Origin of the sequence: Streptomyces himalayensis subsp. himalayensis (assembly GCF_013778455.1) — a bacterium.
GTDB classification, from domain to species: domain Bacteria; phylum Actinomycetota; class Actinomycetes; order Streptomycetales; family Streptomycetaceae; genus Streptomyces; species Streptomyces himalayensis.
The window spans coordinates 164,508-182,273 of sequence record NZ_JACEHE010000017.1 but is presented as its reverse complement, the minus strand read 5'-3'; the positions used below and the strand labels follow the sequence as shown (position 1 = coordinate 182,273).

Genomic DNA, 17,766 nt, shown 5'->3' with positions numbered 1-17,766 from the left:
CACCGCGTACGACTAGCGGCCGAGCTCCGCCGCCACCAGCTCCGCGATCTGCACCGCGTTCAGCGCCGCGCCCTTGCGGAGGTTGTCGTTGGAGACGAACAGCGCGAGGCCGTTCTCGACGGTCTCGTCGACGCGGATGCGGCCCACGTACGACGGGTCCTTGCCCGCGGCCTGCAGCGGGGTCGGGATCTCCGAGAGCTCGACGCCGGGGGCGTCGGACAGCAGCTCCGTGGCGCGCTCCACGCTGATCGGGCGGGCGAAACGGGCGTTGACCTGCAGGGAGTGGCCGGAGAAGACCGGGACGCGCACGCAGGTGCCGGATACCTTGAGCTCCGGGATCTCCAGGATCTTGCGGGACTCGTTGCGGAGCTTCTGCTCCTCGTCGGTCTCGTTCAGGCCGTCGTCGACGATGGAGCCCGCGAGGGGGAGAACGTTGAAGGCGATGGGGCGCTTGTAGACGCCCGGCTCCGGGAAGTCCACGGCCTCGCCGTCGTGCGTGAGCTTGTCCGCGTCGGCGATCACCTTCTGCGCCTGGCCGTGCAGCTCGGCGACGCCCGCGAGGCCCGAGCCGGAGACGGCCTGGTAGGTGGCGACGACGAGCGCCTCGAGGCCCGCCTCCTCGTGCAGCGGACGCAGAACCGGCATCGCGGCCATCGTCGTGCAGTTCGGGTTGGCGATGATGCCCTTGGGGCGGTTCGCGATCGCCTGCGGGTTCACCTCGGAGACCACCAGCGGGACCTCGGGGTCCTTGCGCCAGGCCGACGAGTTGTCGATCACGACCGCGCCCTGCGAGGCGACCTTCTCGGCCAGCGCCTTCGAGGTCGCGCCGCCCGCGGAGAAGAGGACGATGTCCAGGCCCGTGTAGTCGGCGGTGGAGGCGTCCTCCACCGTCACGGGGCTGCCCTTCCAGTCGATCGTCGAACCGGCTGACCGGGCCGAGGCGAACAGGCGCAGTTCACTCACCGGGAAGTCCCGCTCCGCGAGGATCCTGCGCATGACTGTGCCGACCTGACCGGTGGCTCCGACGATTCCGACCCTCACGAGGACTCCTTCTTGCATGCGTGTGGCTGAGCTGCGGGTGCGGCTCCATGATGCGTATGCCCCCGGCCGCTTTTCCAATCCATTGTCCGAGGGGCGGACGGTTCGCGGACGGGGAGAGTCGCGCGAACGTTTCGGGGCGCTCCGGCGTCGTAGGGGAAATGCGGGGAGGGGAGGGTGGCATTGCTGCGGCGAAAAGTCCGAAGAGTCCGTGACGCGGACCCGCTGGACGCGGCCCAGGAGGACCGGGTGCGGGCCGTGCTGGCACTGGGGGGAGTGCCGTACGCGGATCTGCCGGACGGTGTGCAGCAGGTCAGGCTCAGGCTGCTGGAACGGGCCGCGAAGGGGCAGGACGCGCCGCGCGACGTGTCCGCGTGGGCCGCGGTCGTCGCGTCGAACCTTGCCATGGACTGGCACCGGGCACGCCGCCGTCAGGAGCGGCTCGGCGAGCGGCTGGCCTCGCTGCGGCAGGAGCACCCGGTGGTCGAGGAGACCCGGGTGCTCTCGCTCGCCGTGGCCAAGGGCCTGGACACGCTGCCGGACGACCAGCGTCAGGTCGTGGTGCTGCGCTTCTACGCGGATCTGCCGGTACGGGGAATAGCGGAGCAGCTCGGCATCCCCGAGGGGACGGTCAAGAGCAGGCTGCACACGGCCGTACGGGCGCTGCGGGCACGGCTGCACGAGGACGAGGTGGTGTGACGTGGCCGGGGAGAATGCGTACGGGTCGTACGAGGACGCTCTGATGCTAGCGATCACCGACGCGCCCGTACCGGACGACATCCGGGGGGACACCGACTTCATGGCGGAGTACGACGCCGCTGTGACGGATCTCGCACTGCTGAGGGAGCAGCTGCGGACGGTGGGGGACGCGCTGGCTCGGCCTCCGGAGCCGCGTCCCGTGCGCCGCCCGGTGGCGGTCCGGCCCGGTCGCGTCCGGCGCGGCTTCACCCTGGCGCTCGGCGTCGCGGCGGTGACGGCCGCCGCCGCCATGGTCGTCGGTGGGGGCTGGCTGGTGACGCAGGCCGGGAGCGGGGCGAGCGACAGCGCTGCTGCCGACAAGGGCGTGGTGCAGGGGGAGAACGGTGACGCCAAGGCAGGTTCCGGGAGCCAGAGCCAGTCCGCCGTGGGGTACGTGGCCTGCGCCCGTCTGATCGTCGAGGGCACCGTGGAGCGCGTCGAGCCCGTCACCGGCTCCCGGCTCGACCTCATCCACCTGGACGTGGAGCGCTACTACAAGCCGGGCAGCGGGAAGGAGCAGATCTCGTTCCCGATGGACGTGGACGTGGATCCCCGTCTGAAACAGGGCGACCACGTGCTGATCGGCATCCCGCTCGGCCAGGCGACGCCGGACATCTGGTCCGTGGGCAAGGACGTCGCCGACGAGCGGGACTGGATCACGAAGGCGCTGCCCAAGGCCCGCGGCATGGAGTGCGGCGACTGAGCCGGTGGGGGCGCGGGGGCCCGGCGGGGGACCCGGCAGCGGGGCGCGGGGGAAGGGGGAAGCGGAAGGGGCGGGCGCCCGCAAGAGCGCCCGCCCCTCCCTGCGAGGGGTCACCCGTTACGGCGTGACCTTCTCGATCTTCACGCTGCCGACGCCCGCGACCGTGCCGCGCCCGTTCAGCAGCTGCACCTCGCCGAAGAACTCGCGTCCCTCAGGAGCCGCCGCGTTCGCGACGACCTCGGCCGTGACGTCCGTCGACGCGCCGTGGCCGAGCTGCACGGCCTTCGACTCGTCGACCTTGACCTCGCCGAGCGAGGAGGAGAAGAAGACGTCGAGGTAGTCGTACGCCGTCGAGCCGGACGGGATGCCGTAGCCGTACACCTCGATGGTGTACGTGCCGGCGGCGGGCTTCGAGAGGCTCACGGACTCCTCCGAGTCCCCGTCGGCGGACGAACCGACCTCCTCGCCGGAGGCGTCCTTCACCACCAGGTCGAGGTCCGCCGCCGCGTCCGACACATTGCCGATGGCGACGTCGAGCCGCTCCGCGCCCTCGGGCACGACGACCGTGGTGGTCTGCGTCTCGCGCTCGGCGATGGTCGGTCGCGTGGTCTTCGAGGAGCCGAGCGGGCCGCCCTTCAGCGTCCCGTCGATCGCCGCGAAGCCGTTTGTCACCTTCCAGGAGACGGCGGCCGGGGTGCCGGCCTTGGCCTCCGGGATCGTCTGCACGGCCGGGTCGAAGGCCGCGCCCAGCACGGTGACGTCGAGCTTGTACGGGTTGTCGAGCAGCGGCGACGTACGGCGCGACTCGACCTCGATCTCCCAGACGCCCGGCTGCGGGTTCGCGTACGAGCGCAGGTCTGGGCGGCAGCCGTTGCCGTCGAGGTAGTTGTTGTAGCAGTTCGGCGTGGAGGTCACGTCGACCGGAACGCCGTACGGGTGGATCGCGATGAACCGGGTCTGGCTCTTGCCCACCAGCCCGCCGATCGCGACCTCGAGGGAGGTGGCGCCCTCGGGCACCGTCACGAAGTACGACTTGGTGCTGTTGCGCTGCACCGAGCCGGAGGCGGCGAAGGTGTACGAGCCGCTCGTCAGGTCGTTGGACACGACGACCGTGTTGAGGATCTGCTTGTCGATCCCCTCGGTGCTCGGGTCATCGACCTCCAGGATCGCGCTGCGGACGCCCGAGTAGCGCGACTTCGCGGCGATCTTGACGGTGACCGGCTTGTTCAGACCGAGGCTGATCTCGTCCGGGCCGACGATCGAGAAGGTGTCACCCGAGTTGTTGGCCAGGTCCAGCTCGTGGCGCACCGCCCGGTCGGGACCCGAGGTACGGGTGACCGTGACCTCGTAGACCTTCTTCTGACCCAGCTTCAGGCCGCCCTCGCGGTCGTAGACGCCGGTGCCGACGCCGGGCTCCGCGAGGAACTCGTCGATGTTGGTGTCGACGGGCGCCTTGACCGTGTACTCGTGAGCGGTCGCGCCTTCCTCGACGGCCTCCCACGCGTCGGGCACGTTGACCAGGCCCGCGCCCTCCTCGTACGCCTGCACCGCGGTGATGTGGTCGGCGGTGCTGGTCAGTGCGGTGCGCAGCTTCGCCGGGGTGAGGTGGATGCCCTTCGCCTTGGCGGCGGAGAGCAGCAGCGCGGAGGCGCCGGCGGCCTGCGGGGACGCCATCGAGGTGCCCTGCAGCATGCCGTAGCCGGCCGGAAGGCTGTAGCCCGACTCGGCGACCGGCTGGCCCGCCACCCAGGTCTGGACGGTGTTGATCGCGGCACCCGGCGCGGAGATGGTCGGGGCGAAGCCGCCGTCCTCACGCGGACCGCGCGAGGAGAAGGGGAACATGGCGTACTTCTTCTCCACGACCGAGCCGTAGTTGGCGGCCCAGGTCTCCTTGGAGACGGTGGCGCCGACGGAGAGCACCTTGTCGGCGAGCGACGGGTCGCCGATGGTGTTCGTGCCCGGGCCGGAGTTGCCGGCCGAGATGACCAGCTGCACGCCGTAGTCGTCGATGAGGCGCGTGTAGAGGCGGGCGCGCGCGTTGTTGCCGTCGTTGAGCGCGGGCAGACCGCCGATGGACATGTTGACGATGTCCACGCCCCGGTTGATGACCAGGTCGGCCATGCCCTCGGTCAGCGCGATGTTGGTGCAGCCGCCGGACCAGGTGCAGGCACGGGACGAGACCAGCTTGGCGCCGGGCGCCTGGCCGCTCATCTTCCCGCCGAACAGGCTGTTGGCGGCGGTGATACCGGCCACGTGGGTGCCGTGGGAGCCCTCGATGACACCGATGTTGACGTAGTCGGCCTTGTCGCCGGCCGCGTTGTAGACGACGTCCTTGCGGATCTCGGCGACGAACGGGATGCGCTCGGCGACCTCGGTGGACGGGTCGTCGGTGCCGAAGTAGCCGATCTGGAAGCCGTCCTTGTACGGCTTCATCGGCGTCTCGTCGGTGAAGTCCAGGTCGTCGTCGAGGTCGACGGTCATGGTGCCCGCGGCCGCGTCGTACAGCACGCCCCAGACGTCGGTGGTGTCGCCGTCGCGGTTCAGGTCGCCGGCCATGTCGCCGCCGGTGGTGGCGGCCTCGGCGAAGTAGTTGAACTTGTAGCCGCCGGCGGGGGCGGTGAACTTCTCGGTGCCCTGGCTCGCCGTGGTGATCGTGAAGCTCGGACCGGACACCGAGGTGGTCATACGGCGCCAGGTGCCGTCACCGTCGGAGACCGGGTCCGTCGCCGTCACCCAGTCGACGATCTTCCGCTCGCCGGTGGTCGTCTTCTGCAGCGCCGGGTGACCCAGGTCTACACCGGAGTCGAGGATGCCGATGGTGATGCCGCGGCCGTCGTACGTCGGGTGGTCCTGGACGAAGTCCACCGAGCCCGTCTCGAAGGACGGGTTGTACGGGTTCTTGGCCGGGGTGTTCTTGCCGGGAGCGGCGTAGGCGCCCTCGGCGGCGGTACCGGCGCCCTTGGCCTTGTCGGCGGCCGGCGTCGGGTCGTCCAGCGGGATCTCCTGCTTGAGGTCGATCGCCTGGACGGAGGAAAGTTTCTGCGCGGCCGCAATGGCCTTGTCCGCCTTGCCCGTGGGAACTGTGGCGCGGACATAGCCGAGCTTGTCGATGGTCTTGCCGACCAGACCGCCGTCGACGGCGTCGAGCTGCTCGGCGACCTGCTCGGTCTTGCCGGGCGTCGTCGCCACCATGAAGGTGACGTTCTTGTCGCCCTCGGCCTTGGCCTCGGCGAGGAGCTCGGCGTCCGCCGAACCGAGCTTGTCGTCGGCCGACTTGACGGTCGAGTCGGCCGGTGCCGGTGCCGGTGCCGGCGTCGGGTCCGCGTCCGCGGAGAAGGCCATGGGTAGCGGCCCGGCCGCGGAGAGCGCGGCCACCAGGCCCGCGGCCACGACGACGCGTGCCACGCGTCTCGCACCGGACGCGGGTACGCGCTGGGAGTCGGAGGTCATCAGCATCCTTGTGGGTGAAGGTCCGGGACTCTCGTACGTGAGTCCGGAATTCGGTGCCTGATGGCCGCTCAGCTTTACGTATGAGACCACTGTTTGTGGAGTTTTTGCCTGTGGCGGATTGGGTCCGTGGCGTACTTCCGCCATACGCCATGGGGGATAAGGCGGGCGATAGAGGGATTTGGGCCGTGTGACGCGCGTAGGCGACGCAACGGACCGGGGGCCCGACGGGTAGGTGCGGTGAGCCGACGCGGCCTAACGTCTGCGCATGCAGAAGGAACTGAGGGTGGCGGCCTACGCCGTGTGCGTGAGGGACGGTCAGATGCTGCTCGCCCGCTGGGTGGCGGGCGACGGCAGCAGGCACTGGACGCTGCCGGGCGGGGGCATGGACCACGGCGAGGACCCTTACGACACCGTGATCCGCGAGGTCGGCGAGGAGACCGGCTACGCGGTTCAGCCGGCGGCGCTGCTCGGCGTCCACTCGGTGCTGCGCCGCTATCCGCGCAGGCTCGGCGCGGTCGCCGACTTCCACGGGCTGCGCATCGTCTACGAGGCCCAGATCACCGGCGGCTCCCTGCGGTACGAGGAGAACGGCTCCACGGACATGGCCGCCTGGCACGCGCTGGAGGAGGTCGAGCGGTTGCAGCGGGTCGAGCTCGTCGACATCGGACTGCGGATGTGGCGGGAACGGCCGGCCGACGGCCATGCGGTGCCGGAGCGCCGCACGTAGCTCAAGCGCTCGGGAGCCGGCTCGGCGCTCTTGAACCGGCTCGGCGCTCTTGAACCGGCTCAGCGCTCTTGAACCGGCTCGGCGCTCTTGAACCGGCTCGGCGCTCTTGAACCGCTCCGGTACCCCGGAAAGTGAACGCGGAGTGACTGCCTCCTCTCCGGCCGGAGAGGGCTCCGTGTCACGCACGGTAGTCCAAGATCCACGTCCGGCGATCGGTGCTGCCCGTTGCCGCCGAGTTAACGCGCAGGTCATCCCCGCTGCCAACGATCCAGTGGAAACGAGGAGTTTCGCACTCCTGACTCCTCGTGCCCACTGCCGACGCGTTCGCACTCGGGGAGACCGCGCCATGTCGCGCATACGCTCAGTGGCCACAGCCGCTGCCGCCGCCACGTCCGTCAACCGCCGTACGCTGCTCGCCGCCACCGGAGCCGTGTCCCTCTCCGCGGGCATCGGCTACGCGCTCCGTCCCGGCAGCGCGGAGGCCGCGGCGGCCCCCGCGGCGGTCCCGACGGCGGTGTCCGTGTCCTCCCGGGAGGCGCCCCCCGCGCCGCTCGCCCCGTACGAGGCGGGCACCACGCTGAGCACGGTGGCCGCGCCGCGCTCCGGCGCGTCCGGCTACCGGCGGCTCGGCGACGGCCCTGCCTGGGAGCGCGTCGTACGGTCCGATCTGGCCGCCCCCAGGTCCGGCCGCACCGAACGGCGCACGGCACTCGCCGCTTTCGTGCAGTTCACCGATCTGCACCTGGTCGACGTCCAGCATCCACTGCGCTACGAGTACCTGCGCGCGTCGACCGCCAGCGCCTGGCGGCCGCAGGAGGCGCTGTCCGTGGCCGGTGCGATCTCCCTCGTGGAACGCGTCAACGCGCTGCGCGGCGCCCCCGCCACCGGATCCCCGCTGCACTTCGTCATGACGACCGGTGACAACACCGACAACAACGCACGCTCCGAGCTCGAATGGTTCCTGAAGACCATGAGCGGCGGCCGCATCACGCCCAACACCGGCGATCCCCGCCGCTACGAGGGTGTGCAGAACTCGGGCCTGAAGCTGTACTGGCAGCCGGACGACGCCCTGCGCGACGCGGACAAGCAGCTCGGGTTCCCGCGCGTCGACGGGTTCCTGGAGGCGGCCATCCGCGAGGTGCGCAGCCCGGGCCTCAACCTCCCCTGGTACTCGACGGTCGGCAACCACGACTCGCTCCCGGGCGGCTGCTATGCGCCCGGCGACTCCTTCTTCGCCGACTTCGCCGTGGGCGGGCGCAAGCTGATGTCGCTGCCCGAGGCGCAGGGCGCGGCCCTGTGGAAGAACGTCAAGCAGGGCGGCGACCCCAAGGGCGCGGTTTTCAAGGAGGTACTGAAGAGCGAGGCGCGGCGCATGCGTTCGGTCACGCCGGACGAGTCCCGCGCGCCCTTCACCCCGGCCGAGTACCTCAAGGCGCACCTCGACCCGGCCCACACCGGGCCCGGCCCGGTCGGCCACGGCTACACCGCCGCCAACCTCGCCTCGGTCACCCAGTACTACTCCTTCCGCATCGCCGACGACGTGCTCGGCATCAGCCTGGACACGACCGACCCGGGCGGCCACTACGAGGGTTCGCTCGGCACGGCCCAGCTCAAGTGGCTGGAACGCACTCTGAAGGCGCACAAGGACGAGTACGTCATCGTCTTCAGCCACCACACCAGCAAGACGATGCGCAATCTGAACCGCGACCCCGCGCGCGCGGGCGAGGCACGGCACGGCGGCGACGAGGTCCTCGCACTCCTGGGCCGCCACCGGGGCGTCCTGGCCTGGGTCAACGGCCACAGCCACAAGAACAAGATCACCCCGCATGGCACCTTCTGGGAGATCTCCACGGCCTCCCACATCGACTTCCCGCAGCTGGCCCGAGTGATCGAGCTGGTGGACAACAACGACGGCACCATCTCGCTGTTCACCACGCTGATCGAGTCCGCGGCCCCGCACGCCACGGACTTCGCCGACCTCTCCCAGACGGGCCTGGCGGCCCTGTACCGGGAACTGTCGTTCAACGCGCCGGGCAGGCGCGACACCCTGTCCGGCACGGCAGGCGACCGCAACACGGAGCTGGTCCTCAAGAAGGCGTGACGCGCAACGGTGAAGGGACGGTCCCGGTCCTGCGGGATCCGCCCCTTCACTCCCTCCGGTTGGTTCCCATCCGGTACGTCAGCGGGGCAGCACCACCACATACGCCGCCGGTTCGCGGTCGGCAGAGGCCATGAGCGCCGTCCGTACGACCGTCGCCTGCTGCTCGAGCGCGTCACGCAGCTTCTTCGGCGTGAGGTGGACGACGGTGATGCCGAGCCGCTCCAAGTGCTCGCGCTTGCGGGCGTACTCGGACCACAGCGCGTCCTCGTCCTGGCGGGGCGCCCGCGTGTCCAGTTCGACGGCCACCGCCTGGTCGGGCCAGTACGCGTCCACGCCACCCAGGTGCGGCCCTCCGGGCAGCCGCAGGTCCACGTTCCACAGCGGGTCGGGCAGCCGGTGCTCGCGCACCATCCGGTACAGCCGGTCCTCCGCGATGGCCCGTCCCTCGGCGAGCAGCGATTCGACGGCGTCCACGACGTGCGGCCGGTTCAGCAGCTGCGCCTCGGCCAACTCCCTTACGACGGCTGCCGGGTCGCAGTGACCGCCCCGTACGGCCTCGGTGAGCAGGCGGCGTACCGCCTCGGCGTCCGACAGCTCCGCGACCGCGTCGGCGAGCGCCCGCGGCACCGGCGCCACCGGCAGGCCGGTGACCTGCTCCGGTACGGGCAGCTCGGGCGCGCGGACCAGCCGGGCGAAACCCGTCGAGCGCAGCCGACGCGTGCGCGGCACCAGCACGTCGATGCGGTTGAGGGAGAGCAGCGGAGGAGCGGACGGGAGACGGTGCAGCGTGAGCGCCGCCAGGCCGGTGATCATTGCGTCGCCGTAGGAGATCCGCTGCTCTCCGGGGCCATGCGGCTCTCCCGGGGCGGGCTGCGCCGGGACGGTGAGCGCCGCGCGGCGGGGAGACGCGTTCCCGGCGTAGAGCAGCACGGCGTGCAGCCGTTCCTCGCTGGTGGGTGGCCCGGAGTGGAGAAGATGGACGCCGGGCAGGAGTTGCTGCCAGGGTCCGCCGGGCCGGCAGCGCGCGTTCGTCTCCGCACTGGAGACACCGTGCGCCCGCAGCTGCGCGGTGCTCAGCACGCGCAGCCGGACGTCGTAGAGCACGGGGCGGAGCGAGGGACGGGGTGTGAGCGGGGCGTTGTGGTTCATGCCCCCGGACCTTCCCACCGCCTCTCGGCCCTTTAACCGCTGTTACGCAGCCGTCGAAAAATCCGGACAAGCTCGCCCTAAAGTACGAACGTTCGACACCCGAAAGCCGCTGGTCCATTCGGGGTTACGGCCCGCCGTGCCTGCGTTCGGTAACCGCCGCAGCAAACACCCACAGAGGGGGCGCGCCGTCGCGTTGCGGCAAGGCGCGCCGCTCCCGTTGTGGGCAGTCGTTCCGCTGGGCTGGGGGCACCTCCCAGCGGTAGCTGGGGGAGGGTGGGCACAACCCCCGAGCAACGGCGCCCCGGGGTCGTACCAAGCAAAGAGCTACAGCGTCCCGGCACCGGCACCGGCACCGGCGTCACACGCCTGCCCCCGCAAGGCCCGCGCAAGATCGTCCCGTGCCTCCAGCACGAGACGCCTCAGCGCGGGAGGCGCGGAAACGTGGCCCTCCAGCCACGCATCCGTGGCACCAAGCGTCTCCGGCGAGTCCTGCAACGCCGGGAACAACCCCCGCACCACATCCATCCCGATCTGAATGGACCGCTCCTCCCACACCCGCTCGATCGCATCGAAGTACTTCGCGGCATAAGGCGCGAGAAGCCCCCGCTGCGACGGCTGCGCGAACCCCGCGATCGTCGCCTCTACAAGCGCGTTCGACAGCGCGTCGGACTCGACAACGGCCGCCCACGCCTGCGCCTTGACGGCCGCCGAGGGCCGCGCGGCCAGGCACCGCACCTGGTGCCGCTTGCCCGACGCCGTGTCGTCCCTGGCGAGCTCCGCCGCGAGCACGGCTTCGTCGGCGACCCCGTACACGGCGAGCGGCTCCAGGAGCGACCACCGCAGCTCCTGGTCGACCTCCAGCCCCTCCAGCTTCTCGGTCCCCTCCAGCAGATCGCGGAGGAACTGCAGATCGGCCTCGCTCGACGCGACGGAGGCGAAGAACCGCGCCCAGGTCAGCTGGTGCTGGCTGCCGGGCTCGGCGCGCCGCAGCTCCCGGAGAGCTCCTTCGGCGAGCAGCCGGCCACCCTCCTCGCGCCACGCGGCCGCCGCGTAGTTCACGTGCGCCGACTTCGCCCAGGCGTGCAGCATCTGCAGCACGCCGATATCGGACTCCCGGCCTCCGAACCGCAGCACGAGTCCGATGAACTCACGCGCGGGCAGGAGCGCGTCCCGCGTCAGGCTCCACAGCGCGGACCAGCACAGCGCGCGCGCAAGGGAGTCGGTGATGTCGCCGAGGCGCTCCCGCAGCGTGGCGAGCGAGTTCTCGTCGAAGCGGATCTTGCAGTACGTGAGGTCGTCGTCGTTGACCAGGACGAGGTCCGGGGCGTCCGCACCCGCCAGCTCGCCGACGACCGTCCGCGCACCCACGACATCGGTCTCCACGCGCGCGTACCGCTCCAGATTCCCTTCCGCGGTCAGCCGGTAGAGGCCCACCGCCACCCGATGCGGCCGCAGGTCGGGGTGCGACTCGGGTGCCTCCTGGACGACGGCCAGCTCGCTGAGGCGCCCCTCGGAGTCCAGCAGCACCTGCGGGGTCAGGGAGTTGACCCCGGCGGTCTGCAGCCACGCCCGCGACCAGCCCGTCATGTCCCGCCCGGAGGTCTCCTCCAGGACCGACAGCAGATCGCCGAGCTGCGTGTTGCCGTACGCGTGCCGCTTGAAGTAGCGCCGCGAGCCCTCCAGGAAGGCGTCACGCCCGGCGTACGCCACCAGCTGCTTGAGCACGGACGCGCCCTTGGCGTAGGTGATGCCGTCGAAGTTGAGCTTGGCGTCCTCCAGGTCGCGGATGTCGGCCGTGATCGGGTGGGTGGAGGGCAGCTGGTCGGCGCGGTACGCCCAGGCCTTGCGGTTGTTGGCGAAGGTGATCCAGCCGCCCGTGAAGCGGGTCGCCTCGACCATCGAGAAGGACCCCATGAAGTCGGCGAACGACTCCTTCAGCCACAGGTCGTCCCACCACTGCATGGTGACGAGATCGCCGAACCACATGTGCGCCATCTCGTGCAGGATGACGTTGGCCCGCCGCTCGTACGCCGCTTGTGTCACCTTGCCGCGGAAGATGTACTCCTCGCGGAAGGTCACACAGCCCGGGTTCTCCATCGCGCCGAGGTTGTACTCGGGCACGAACGCCTGGTCGTACTTCCCGAAGGGGTACGGGTAGTCGAAGTGGTCGTGGAAGAAGTCCAGGCCCTGCTTGGTGACGAGGAAGACGTCGTCCGCGTCGAAGTACCGGGCGAGCCCCTTGCGGCACAGCGCGCCGAGCGGGATCTCCAGCGTCGTACCGTCCTCGAACGTCCGCGTGTACGTGTCCGTCACATGGTGGTACGGGCCGGCGACGACGGCTGTGATGTAGGTGGAGATCGGCTTGGTCTCGGCGAAGTGCCAGACGCCGTCCTTGCGCTCCCCGACGCCGTTGGACCACACCGTCCACCCGGCCGGAGCCTGCACCTCGAAGCGGAAGGGCGCCTTCAGGTCCGGCTGTTCGAAGTTCGCGAAGACGCGACGGGAGTCGGCGGGCTCGTACTGCGTGTAGAGATAGACCTCGCCGTCCTCCGGGTCGACGAAGCGGTGCATGCCCTCGCCGGTGCGGGAGTAGGCGCACTGCGCGTCCACCACCAGCTCGTTCTCGGCGGCGAGATCCTCCAGCGTGATCCGGGAACCGTCGAACACCTCCCCGGGGTCGAGGTCCCTGCCGTTGAGGGACACGGCCGTGACGCTCGGCGCGATCAGGTCGGCGAAGCTCGTCGCGCCCGGCTCGGCGCAGCGGAACCGGATCGTGGTCACCGAGCGGAACGTACGCGGCTCCGACTCGCTCCCCCCGACAGCGGAGCGCAGGTCGAGCTCGACCTCGTACCCGTCGACGGACAGCAGCGCGGCCCGCTCGCGGGCCTCGTCGCGGGACAGATTCTCACCGGGCACGGGCACTCCTTCGAAGGTCGGCGGAACAGGGCCGATCCTCTCATCCGGGAATGCGGGGAGGGGCGGGAGCGTTTGCGTGCCCAGATGCCGAACTTGTGCTGATGAGGAGAGCCATGACCGAGAAGACCCCTGTCGACTTCTGGTTCGACCCGCTGTGCCCCTGGGCCTGGATGACCTCCCGGTGGGTCCTGGAAGTGGAGAAGGTCCGCGACATCGAGGTCCGCTGGCATGTGATGAGCCTGGCCGTCCTCAACGAGCCGAAAATCGATGAATTGCCCGAGGAATACCGCGAGATGCTCGCGACGAAGGCCTGGGGCCCGGTCCGGGTGGCCATCGCCGCGCAGCAGGAGCACGGGCCCGAGGTGCTCGGCGACCTCTACACCGCGATCGGCACGCGGGTCCACAACCAGGGCGAGGGCATCGAGAAGGACGTCATCGCCGCCGCACTGAAGGACGTCGGCCTGCCCGAGTCCCTCCTCGACCACTGGGACTCCACCCCGTACGACGCCGAGCTGCGCGCCTCCCACAAGGAGGGCATCGACAAGGTCGGCCAGGACGTCGGCACCCCGGTCATCGCCGTGCCCGGCGCGGACGGCGAGCAGATCGCCTTCTTCGGCCCGGTCGTCACTCCGGCCCCGAAGGGCGAGGAGGCGGCGAAGCTGTGGGACGGCACCCTCCTCGTCGCCTCGGTCCCAGGCTTCTACGAGATCAAGCGCACGCGCACCAAGGGGCCGGACTTCAGCAACCTGTGATCCCGAAGGGACGGGGCGGGTCTGACAGCGCGGCTCAGTCGACTGCTCGCGATGAGACGGCCCTCGCACGGACATGTTCCGTGCGAGGGCCGCTCGCTGTCGGTGCGCAGTGCGCGGGTCAGTCCCTCGCCCGCGTCCTCTGCCACGCGTAACCGACCACGGCCAGGAACAGCGTCATCCCGCCCGTCGAGTACAGCTGCACCCGGGTGTCCGGCTGACGCGCCATCAGAATGAAGATCGCGGCCATCCCGGCCAGCGCGGCCCAGGTCAGCACCGGGAACGCCCACATCCGCACGACCAGCTTCTCGGGTGCCTCGCGCTCCAGCCCCCGGCGCATCCGCAGCTGGGAGACGGCGATGAAGAACCAGACGACCAGGATGACCGCGCCGATCATGTTCAGCAGCCAGGCGAACACGTCGTCGGGCCGCCAGTAGCTGAGCACCACGCAGACGAAGCCGAAGACGCAGGACGCCAGCACGGCGGCGCGCGGCACACCGCCCGAGACCTTGCCCAACGCCTTCGGGCCCTGACCGCGCGCGACCAGCGAGAACGCGATGCGCGAGGAGCCGTAGATGTTGGCGTTCATCGCGGAGAGCAGAGCGACCAGCACGACCACGTTCATCAGCTGCCCGGCGCCCGGGATGCCCAGGTGGTCGAGCGTCGCCACGTAGGGGCCCTTCTCGACGACGGCCTTGTCGTCCCACGGCACCAGCGTGACGATGACCGCCATCGACCCGATGTAGAAGAGCGCGATGCGCCACATCGCGGTGCGCACGGCCTTCGAGACGCCCTCGACCGGCTTCTCGGACTCGGCGGCCGCGATGGTGACCGTCTCGATGCCGCCGTACGCGAACACCGAGGCGAGCAGGCCGATGACCAGGCCCTCGCTGCCGTTCGGCAGGAAACCGCCGTCACCGGTGAGGTTGCTCAGGCCGGGAGCGTCGCTGCCGGGCAGGACACCGAGGATCGCCAGGACGCCGAGGACGAGGAACAGCGTGATCGCGCCGACCTTGAGCGCGGCGAACCAGAACTCGAACTCACCGAAGTTCTTCACGGCCGCCAGGTTCGCCGCGCAGAAGACGACCATGAACAGCGCCACCCACGCCCACTCGGGCGTACCGGGCAGCCAGCCGCTGACGATCTTCGCTGCGCCGATGCCCTCCAGGCCCACGGCCGTGCAGAGCAGCACCCAGAACGACCAGCCCGCGGTGAACCCGGCCCACGGCCCGATCGCCCGCTCCGCATGCGCGGAGAACGAGCCCGAGGACGGATACGCGGCGGACATCTCACCGAGCATCCGCATCACGAGCATGACAAGGAGACCCGACACCGCATAGGCGATGACGATGGACGGGCCCGCGGCCGCGATGCCCGCACCCGATCCGACGAAGAGCCCGGCGCCGATCACGCCACCGAGGGCGATCATCGACAGATGCCGCTGCTTGAGACCGTGCGAGAGCGAGTCGCCGGCAGGGGCGGCGCTCTCGGAGCGGGTCGGGGTGTCGGCCGGCGAGGGCTCGACGGACGGGGTGGTCCGAGACATGGGCGGGTTGTCCGTTACGTGAGACGGCGTTTCCAACGGCACAGTGTGAACACCAGCCCCGTTCAGACGAAGATCATGACCGATATTCGGACGGTGACTGTGCGGTGCGTGAGGAGTGGAACGCTGAGCGCGATCAAGCGGGCAGCCGGTGGGCCGTCCACCCGAAGGGTCAGGCGTCCCACGGGCAGCCGCTGGGCCGTCCACCCGAAAGGTCAGGCCTCCCTCCGCTCCATCAGCTCGCGGACGCCCGCACACACCAGCACCACCGCCGTCGCCCCCGCCGACCACAGCACCTGCGACCGCGTCCCGTCGTCCGTCAGCATCAGCACGAGCACGGCCGCCATCCCGGCCAGCGCCGCCCACGTCAGCCACGGGAACGCCCACATCTTCAGCACCAGCCGCTCCGGCGCCTCCCGTTCGATACGCCGCCGCAGCCGCAGCTGCGACACCGCGATCAGCGCCCATACGAACAGCAGCACGGCGCCGACCGCGTTCAGCATGTAGAGGAAGACCGTGTCGGGCCACTTCAGATTGAGCAGCACGGACACGAAACCGAAGGCCACGGACGCGAGCACCGCGCGCCGCGGGACCCCGCCGCGATCCACCCTGAGCAGCGCCTTCGGCGCCTCGCCGCGCTCGGCGAGCGAGAAGACCATGCGGGACGAGCCGTAGAGATTCGCGTTCAGCGCCGACAGCAGCGCGACGAACACCACGATGTTCATGACCGTGCCCGCGGACGGCACCCCGATCGAGTCGAGGACCGTGACATACGGACTGAGCCCCGCCTGCTGCGCCGTCCACGGCAGCACCGTCACGATGACCAGCATCGACCCGACGTAGAAGAAGAGGATTCGGAACACCGCGCTGCGCACCGCCCGCGCGACCGAGCGGGCCGGATCGTCGGACTCGGCCGCGGCGATCGTCACCACCTCGAGGCCGCCGAAGGCGAAGACGACCGCGAGCACACCGGAGACGACCCCCTCCCAGCCGTGCGGGAGGAACCCGCCGTGCCCCGTGAGATTCGTCAGGCCCACGGGATCCGTGTCCGGCAGCAGTCCGAGGATCGCGAGGAGGCCCAGCGCGAGGAAGAGCACGATCGCGGCGACCTTCAGCGCGGCGAACCAGAACTCGAACTCGCCGAAGTTCTTCACGGCGGCGAGATTCACCCCCGTGAAGACCACCATGAAGATCAGCACCCAGGTCCACTGCGGCACCGACGGCACCCAGCCGTGCGCGATCGTCGCCGCGCCCGTCGCCTCCACGGCGAGCACGACCACGAGCATGAACCAGTACAGCCAGCCGACGGTGAACCCCGCCCACCGGCCGAGCGCCCGCTCCGCATGCACCGAGAACGCCCCCGACGCGGGCATCGCCGCCGACATCTCGCCGAGCATCCGCATCACGCACATCGCCAGCGCACCCGCCACCAGATACGACACGACGATCCCAGGACCGGCCACGGCGATCCCCGCCCCGGAGCCGACGAACAGCCCCGCACCGATCACGCCGCCAAGACCGAGCATGGTCAGATGCCGCTGCTTGAGCCCGCCCGACAGGGGTTCCTGCTCCTGGCCCAGGGGTGCGGCGGTGGCGGAGTGCGGCCCCGCGACCGCGGTCCGTGCCTGATCGGGCGGTTCGTTGTGCATGGTGCGGCTCGTGCCCTCGCGGCTCTGGGAGGTCCGGAACGGGTCCGGGAGGCCCAGCGGGGCTGGACCGTCGGGGAGTTCGTGCCTCCGTTGCGGTGTCCCGGCCGATTGGCGAGACCCTACAGTCTCTCCGCGCGCCACCCGCCGACGCAAAACGGGCCATACGCGGATGGCCGCCAGTGACAAGCATCACGCCGTCAGGCGCATACCCGGGGCTCTTTGTGAGGAGCCCACGAAGCGGTTGATCCACCCTTTGTCGGCCGCTGACGGTGATCGGGGACCCGGCGCTGGGATAGCGTCACCCTGTCCCACTGCCGTCACCCAGCGGAGTCACCGATGAGCACTGCTGCAGTCTCCACCCGCCCCGGCGAGGTCCTCGCCGATCTGCTGCCCGCGTCCGCGTCCCGTGTCCGGGACATCGCGCTCGTGCTCGGCGGTGCCGCGCTCACCGGGATCGCGGCCCAGATCGCGGTGCCCGTCCCCGGCTCGCCCGTGCCGGTGACCGGCCAGACCTTCGCCGCGCTGCTCGTCGGCACCGCCCTGGGCGCCCGCCGCGGCTTCCTGTCGCTCGCCGTGTACACCCTCGCCGGCATGGCCGGCGTGAAGTGGTTCGCGGAGGGCGGCTCCGGAGTCGCCGCCCCGTCCTTCGGCTACGTCCTCGGCATGCTCCTGGCCGCCACCCTCGTCGGTGCGCTGGCCCGCCGCGGCGGCGACCGCTCCGTGCTCCGCACCGCGGGCACGATGCTGCTCGGCGAGGCCGTCATCTACGCGATCGGCGTCCCGTACCTGGCCCTCGCCACCGGCATGACGCTGACCCAGGCCGTCGCCGCCGGACTCACCCCCTTCCTCATCGGCGACGCCCTGAAGGCCGCCCTCGCGATGGGCGCGCTGCCCACCGCCTGGAAGCTGGCGGAGCGCCGCGGCTGACGCCCGCTCACAGCCCGCCTGAACGCACACGACGAAGCCCCCGCGGTGACGACCGCGGGGGCTTCGTCGTATGCCG

12 protein-coding genes are annotated in these 17,766 nt (G+C 70.5%); 6 read left to right on the top strand and 6 right to left on the bottom strand.

Annotation, left to right across the window (positions count from 1 at the left end; all coding sequences use genetic code 11):
• Positions 1-12 precede the first annotated feature (12 nt).
• Positions 13-1,041: an aspartate-semialdehyde dehydrogenase gene (locus H1D24_RS26430; protein WP_181660187.1), complete on the bottom strand. Its 1,029-nt coding sequence runs from the start codon at positions 1,039-1,041 to the stop codon at positions 13-15.
• 180 nt (positions 1,042-1,221) lie between these two features.
• Between H1D24_RS26430 and H1D24_RS26425 the strand changes: the two genes are divergently transcribed.
• Together H1D24_RS26425 and H1D24_RS26420 are read left to right on the top strand one after the other, a co-directional pair.
• Complete coding sequence (locus H1D24_RS26425; RefSeq protein WP_220137272.1) at positions 1,222-1,737, top strand: sigma-70 family RNA polymerase sigma factor; 516 nt, start codon at positions 1,222-1,224, stop codon at positions 1,735-1,737.
• 1 nt (position 1,738) lies between these two features.
• Positions 1,739-2,479: a hypothetical protein gene (locus H1D24_RS26420; protein WP_309484447.1), complete on the top strand. Its 741-nt coding sequence runs from the start codon at positions 1,739-1,741 to the stop codon at positions 2,477-2,479.
• A 117-nt stretch (positions 2,480-2,596) separates the two neighbouring features.
• On the opposite strand, the gene H1D24_RS26415 is transcribed toward H1D24_RS26420, so the two are convergent.
• Complete coding sequence (locus H1D24_RS26415; RefSeq protein WP_181660185.1) at positions 2,597-5,929, bottom strand: S8 family serine peptidase; 3,333 nt, start codon at positions 5,927-5,929, stop codon at positions 2,597-2,599.
• Between the two features lie 265 nt (positions 5,930-6,194).
• Here H1D24_RS26415 and H1D24_RS26410 point away from each other — a divergent pair, with 265 nt between their 5' ends.
• Complete coding sequence (locus H1D24_RS26410; RefSeq protein WP_181660184.1) at positions 6,195-6,656, top strand: NUDIX hydrolase; 462 nt, start codon at positions 6,195-6,197, stop codon at positions 6,654-6,656.
• A gap of 346 nt (positions 6,657-7,002) precedes the next feature.
• Positions 7,003-8,757 carry a TIGR03767 family metallophosphoesterase gene (locus H1D24_RS26405; RefSeq protein ID WP_181660183.1) on the top strand — a complete coding sequence of 585 codons (1,755 nt, stop codon included), beginning with the start codon at positions 7,003-7,005 and terminating at the stop codon, positions 8,755-8,757.
• Positions 8,758-8,835: 78 nt separating this feature from the next.
• On the opposite strand, the gene H1D24_RS26400 is transcribed toward H1D24_RS26405, so the two are convergent.
• Both H1D24_RS26400 and pepN read right to left on the bottom strand, forming a co-directional pair.
• Entirely contained in the window at positions 8,836-9,906 is a 1,071-nt protein-coding gene (locus tag H1D24_RS26400; protein ID WP_181660182.1) for a hypothetical protein, read from the bottom strand.
• 324 nt (positions 9,907-10,230) lie between these two features.
• A complete protein-coding gene (pepN, locus tag H1D24_RS26395) occupies positions 10,231-12,822 on the bottom strand; it encodes an aminopeptidase N (RefSeq protein ID WP_181660181.1) in 2,592 nt (863 codons plus the stop codon).
• 113 nt (positions 12,823-12,935) lie between these two features.
• Here pepN and H1D24_RS26390 point away from each other — a divergent pair, with 113 nt between their 5' ends.
• Positions 12,936-13,574: a mycothiol-dependent nitroreductase Rv2466c family protein gene (locus H1D24_RS26390; RefSeq protein ID WP_181660180.1), complete on the top strand. Its 639-nt coding sequence runs from the start codon at positions 12,936-12,938 to the stop codon at positions 13,572-13,574.
• Between the two features lie 118 nt (positions 13,575-13,692).
• Here the strand turns inward: H1D24_RS26390 and H1D24_RS26385 are convergent, their stop codons facing one another.
• Positions 13,693-15,117 carry an amino acid permease gene (locus H1D24_RS26385; protein ID WP_181660179.1) on the bottom strand — a complete coding sequence of 475 codons (1,425 nt, stop codon included), beginning with the start codon at positions 15,115-15,117 and terminating at the stop codon, positions 13,693-13,695.
• Between the two features lie 212 nt (positions 15,118-15,329).
• A complete protein-coding gene (locus tag H1D24_RS26380; protein WP_181660178.1) occupies positions 15,330-16,763 on the bottom strand; it encodes an amino acid permease in 1,434 nt (477 codons plus the stop codon).
• 336 nt (positions 16,764-17,099) lie between these two features.
• Here H1D24_RS26380 and H1D24_RS26375 point away from each other — a divergent pair, with 336 nt between their 5' ends.
• Entirely contained in the window at positions 17,100-17,690 is a 591-nt protein-coding gene (locus H1D24_RS26375) for a biotin transporter BioY (RefSeq protein ID WP_181660177.1), read from the top strand.
• Positions 17,691-17,766: the final 76 nt, after the last annotated feature.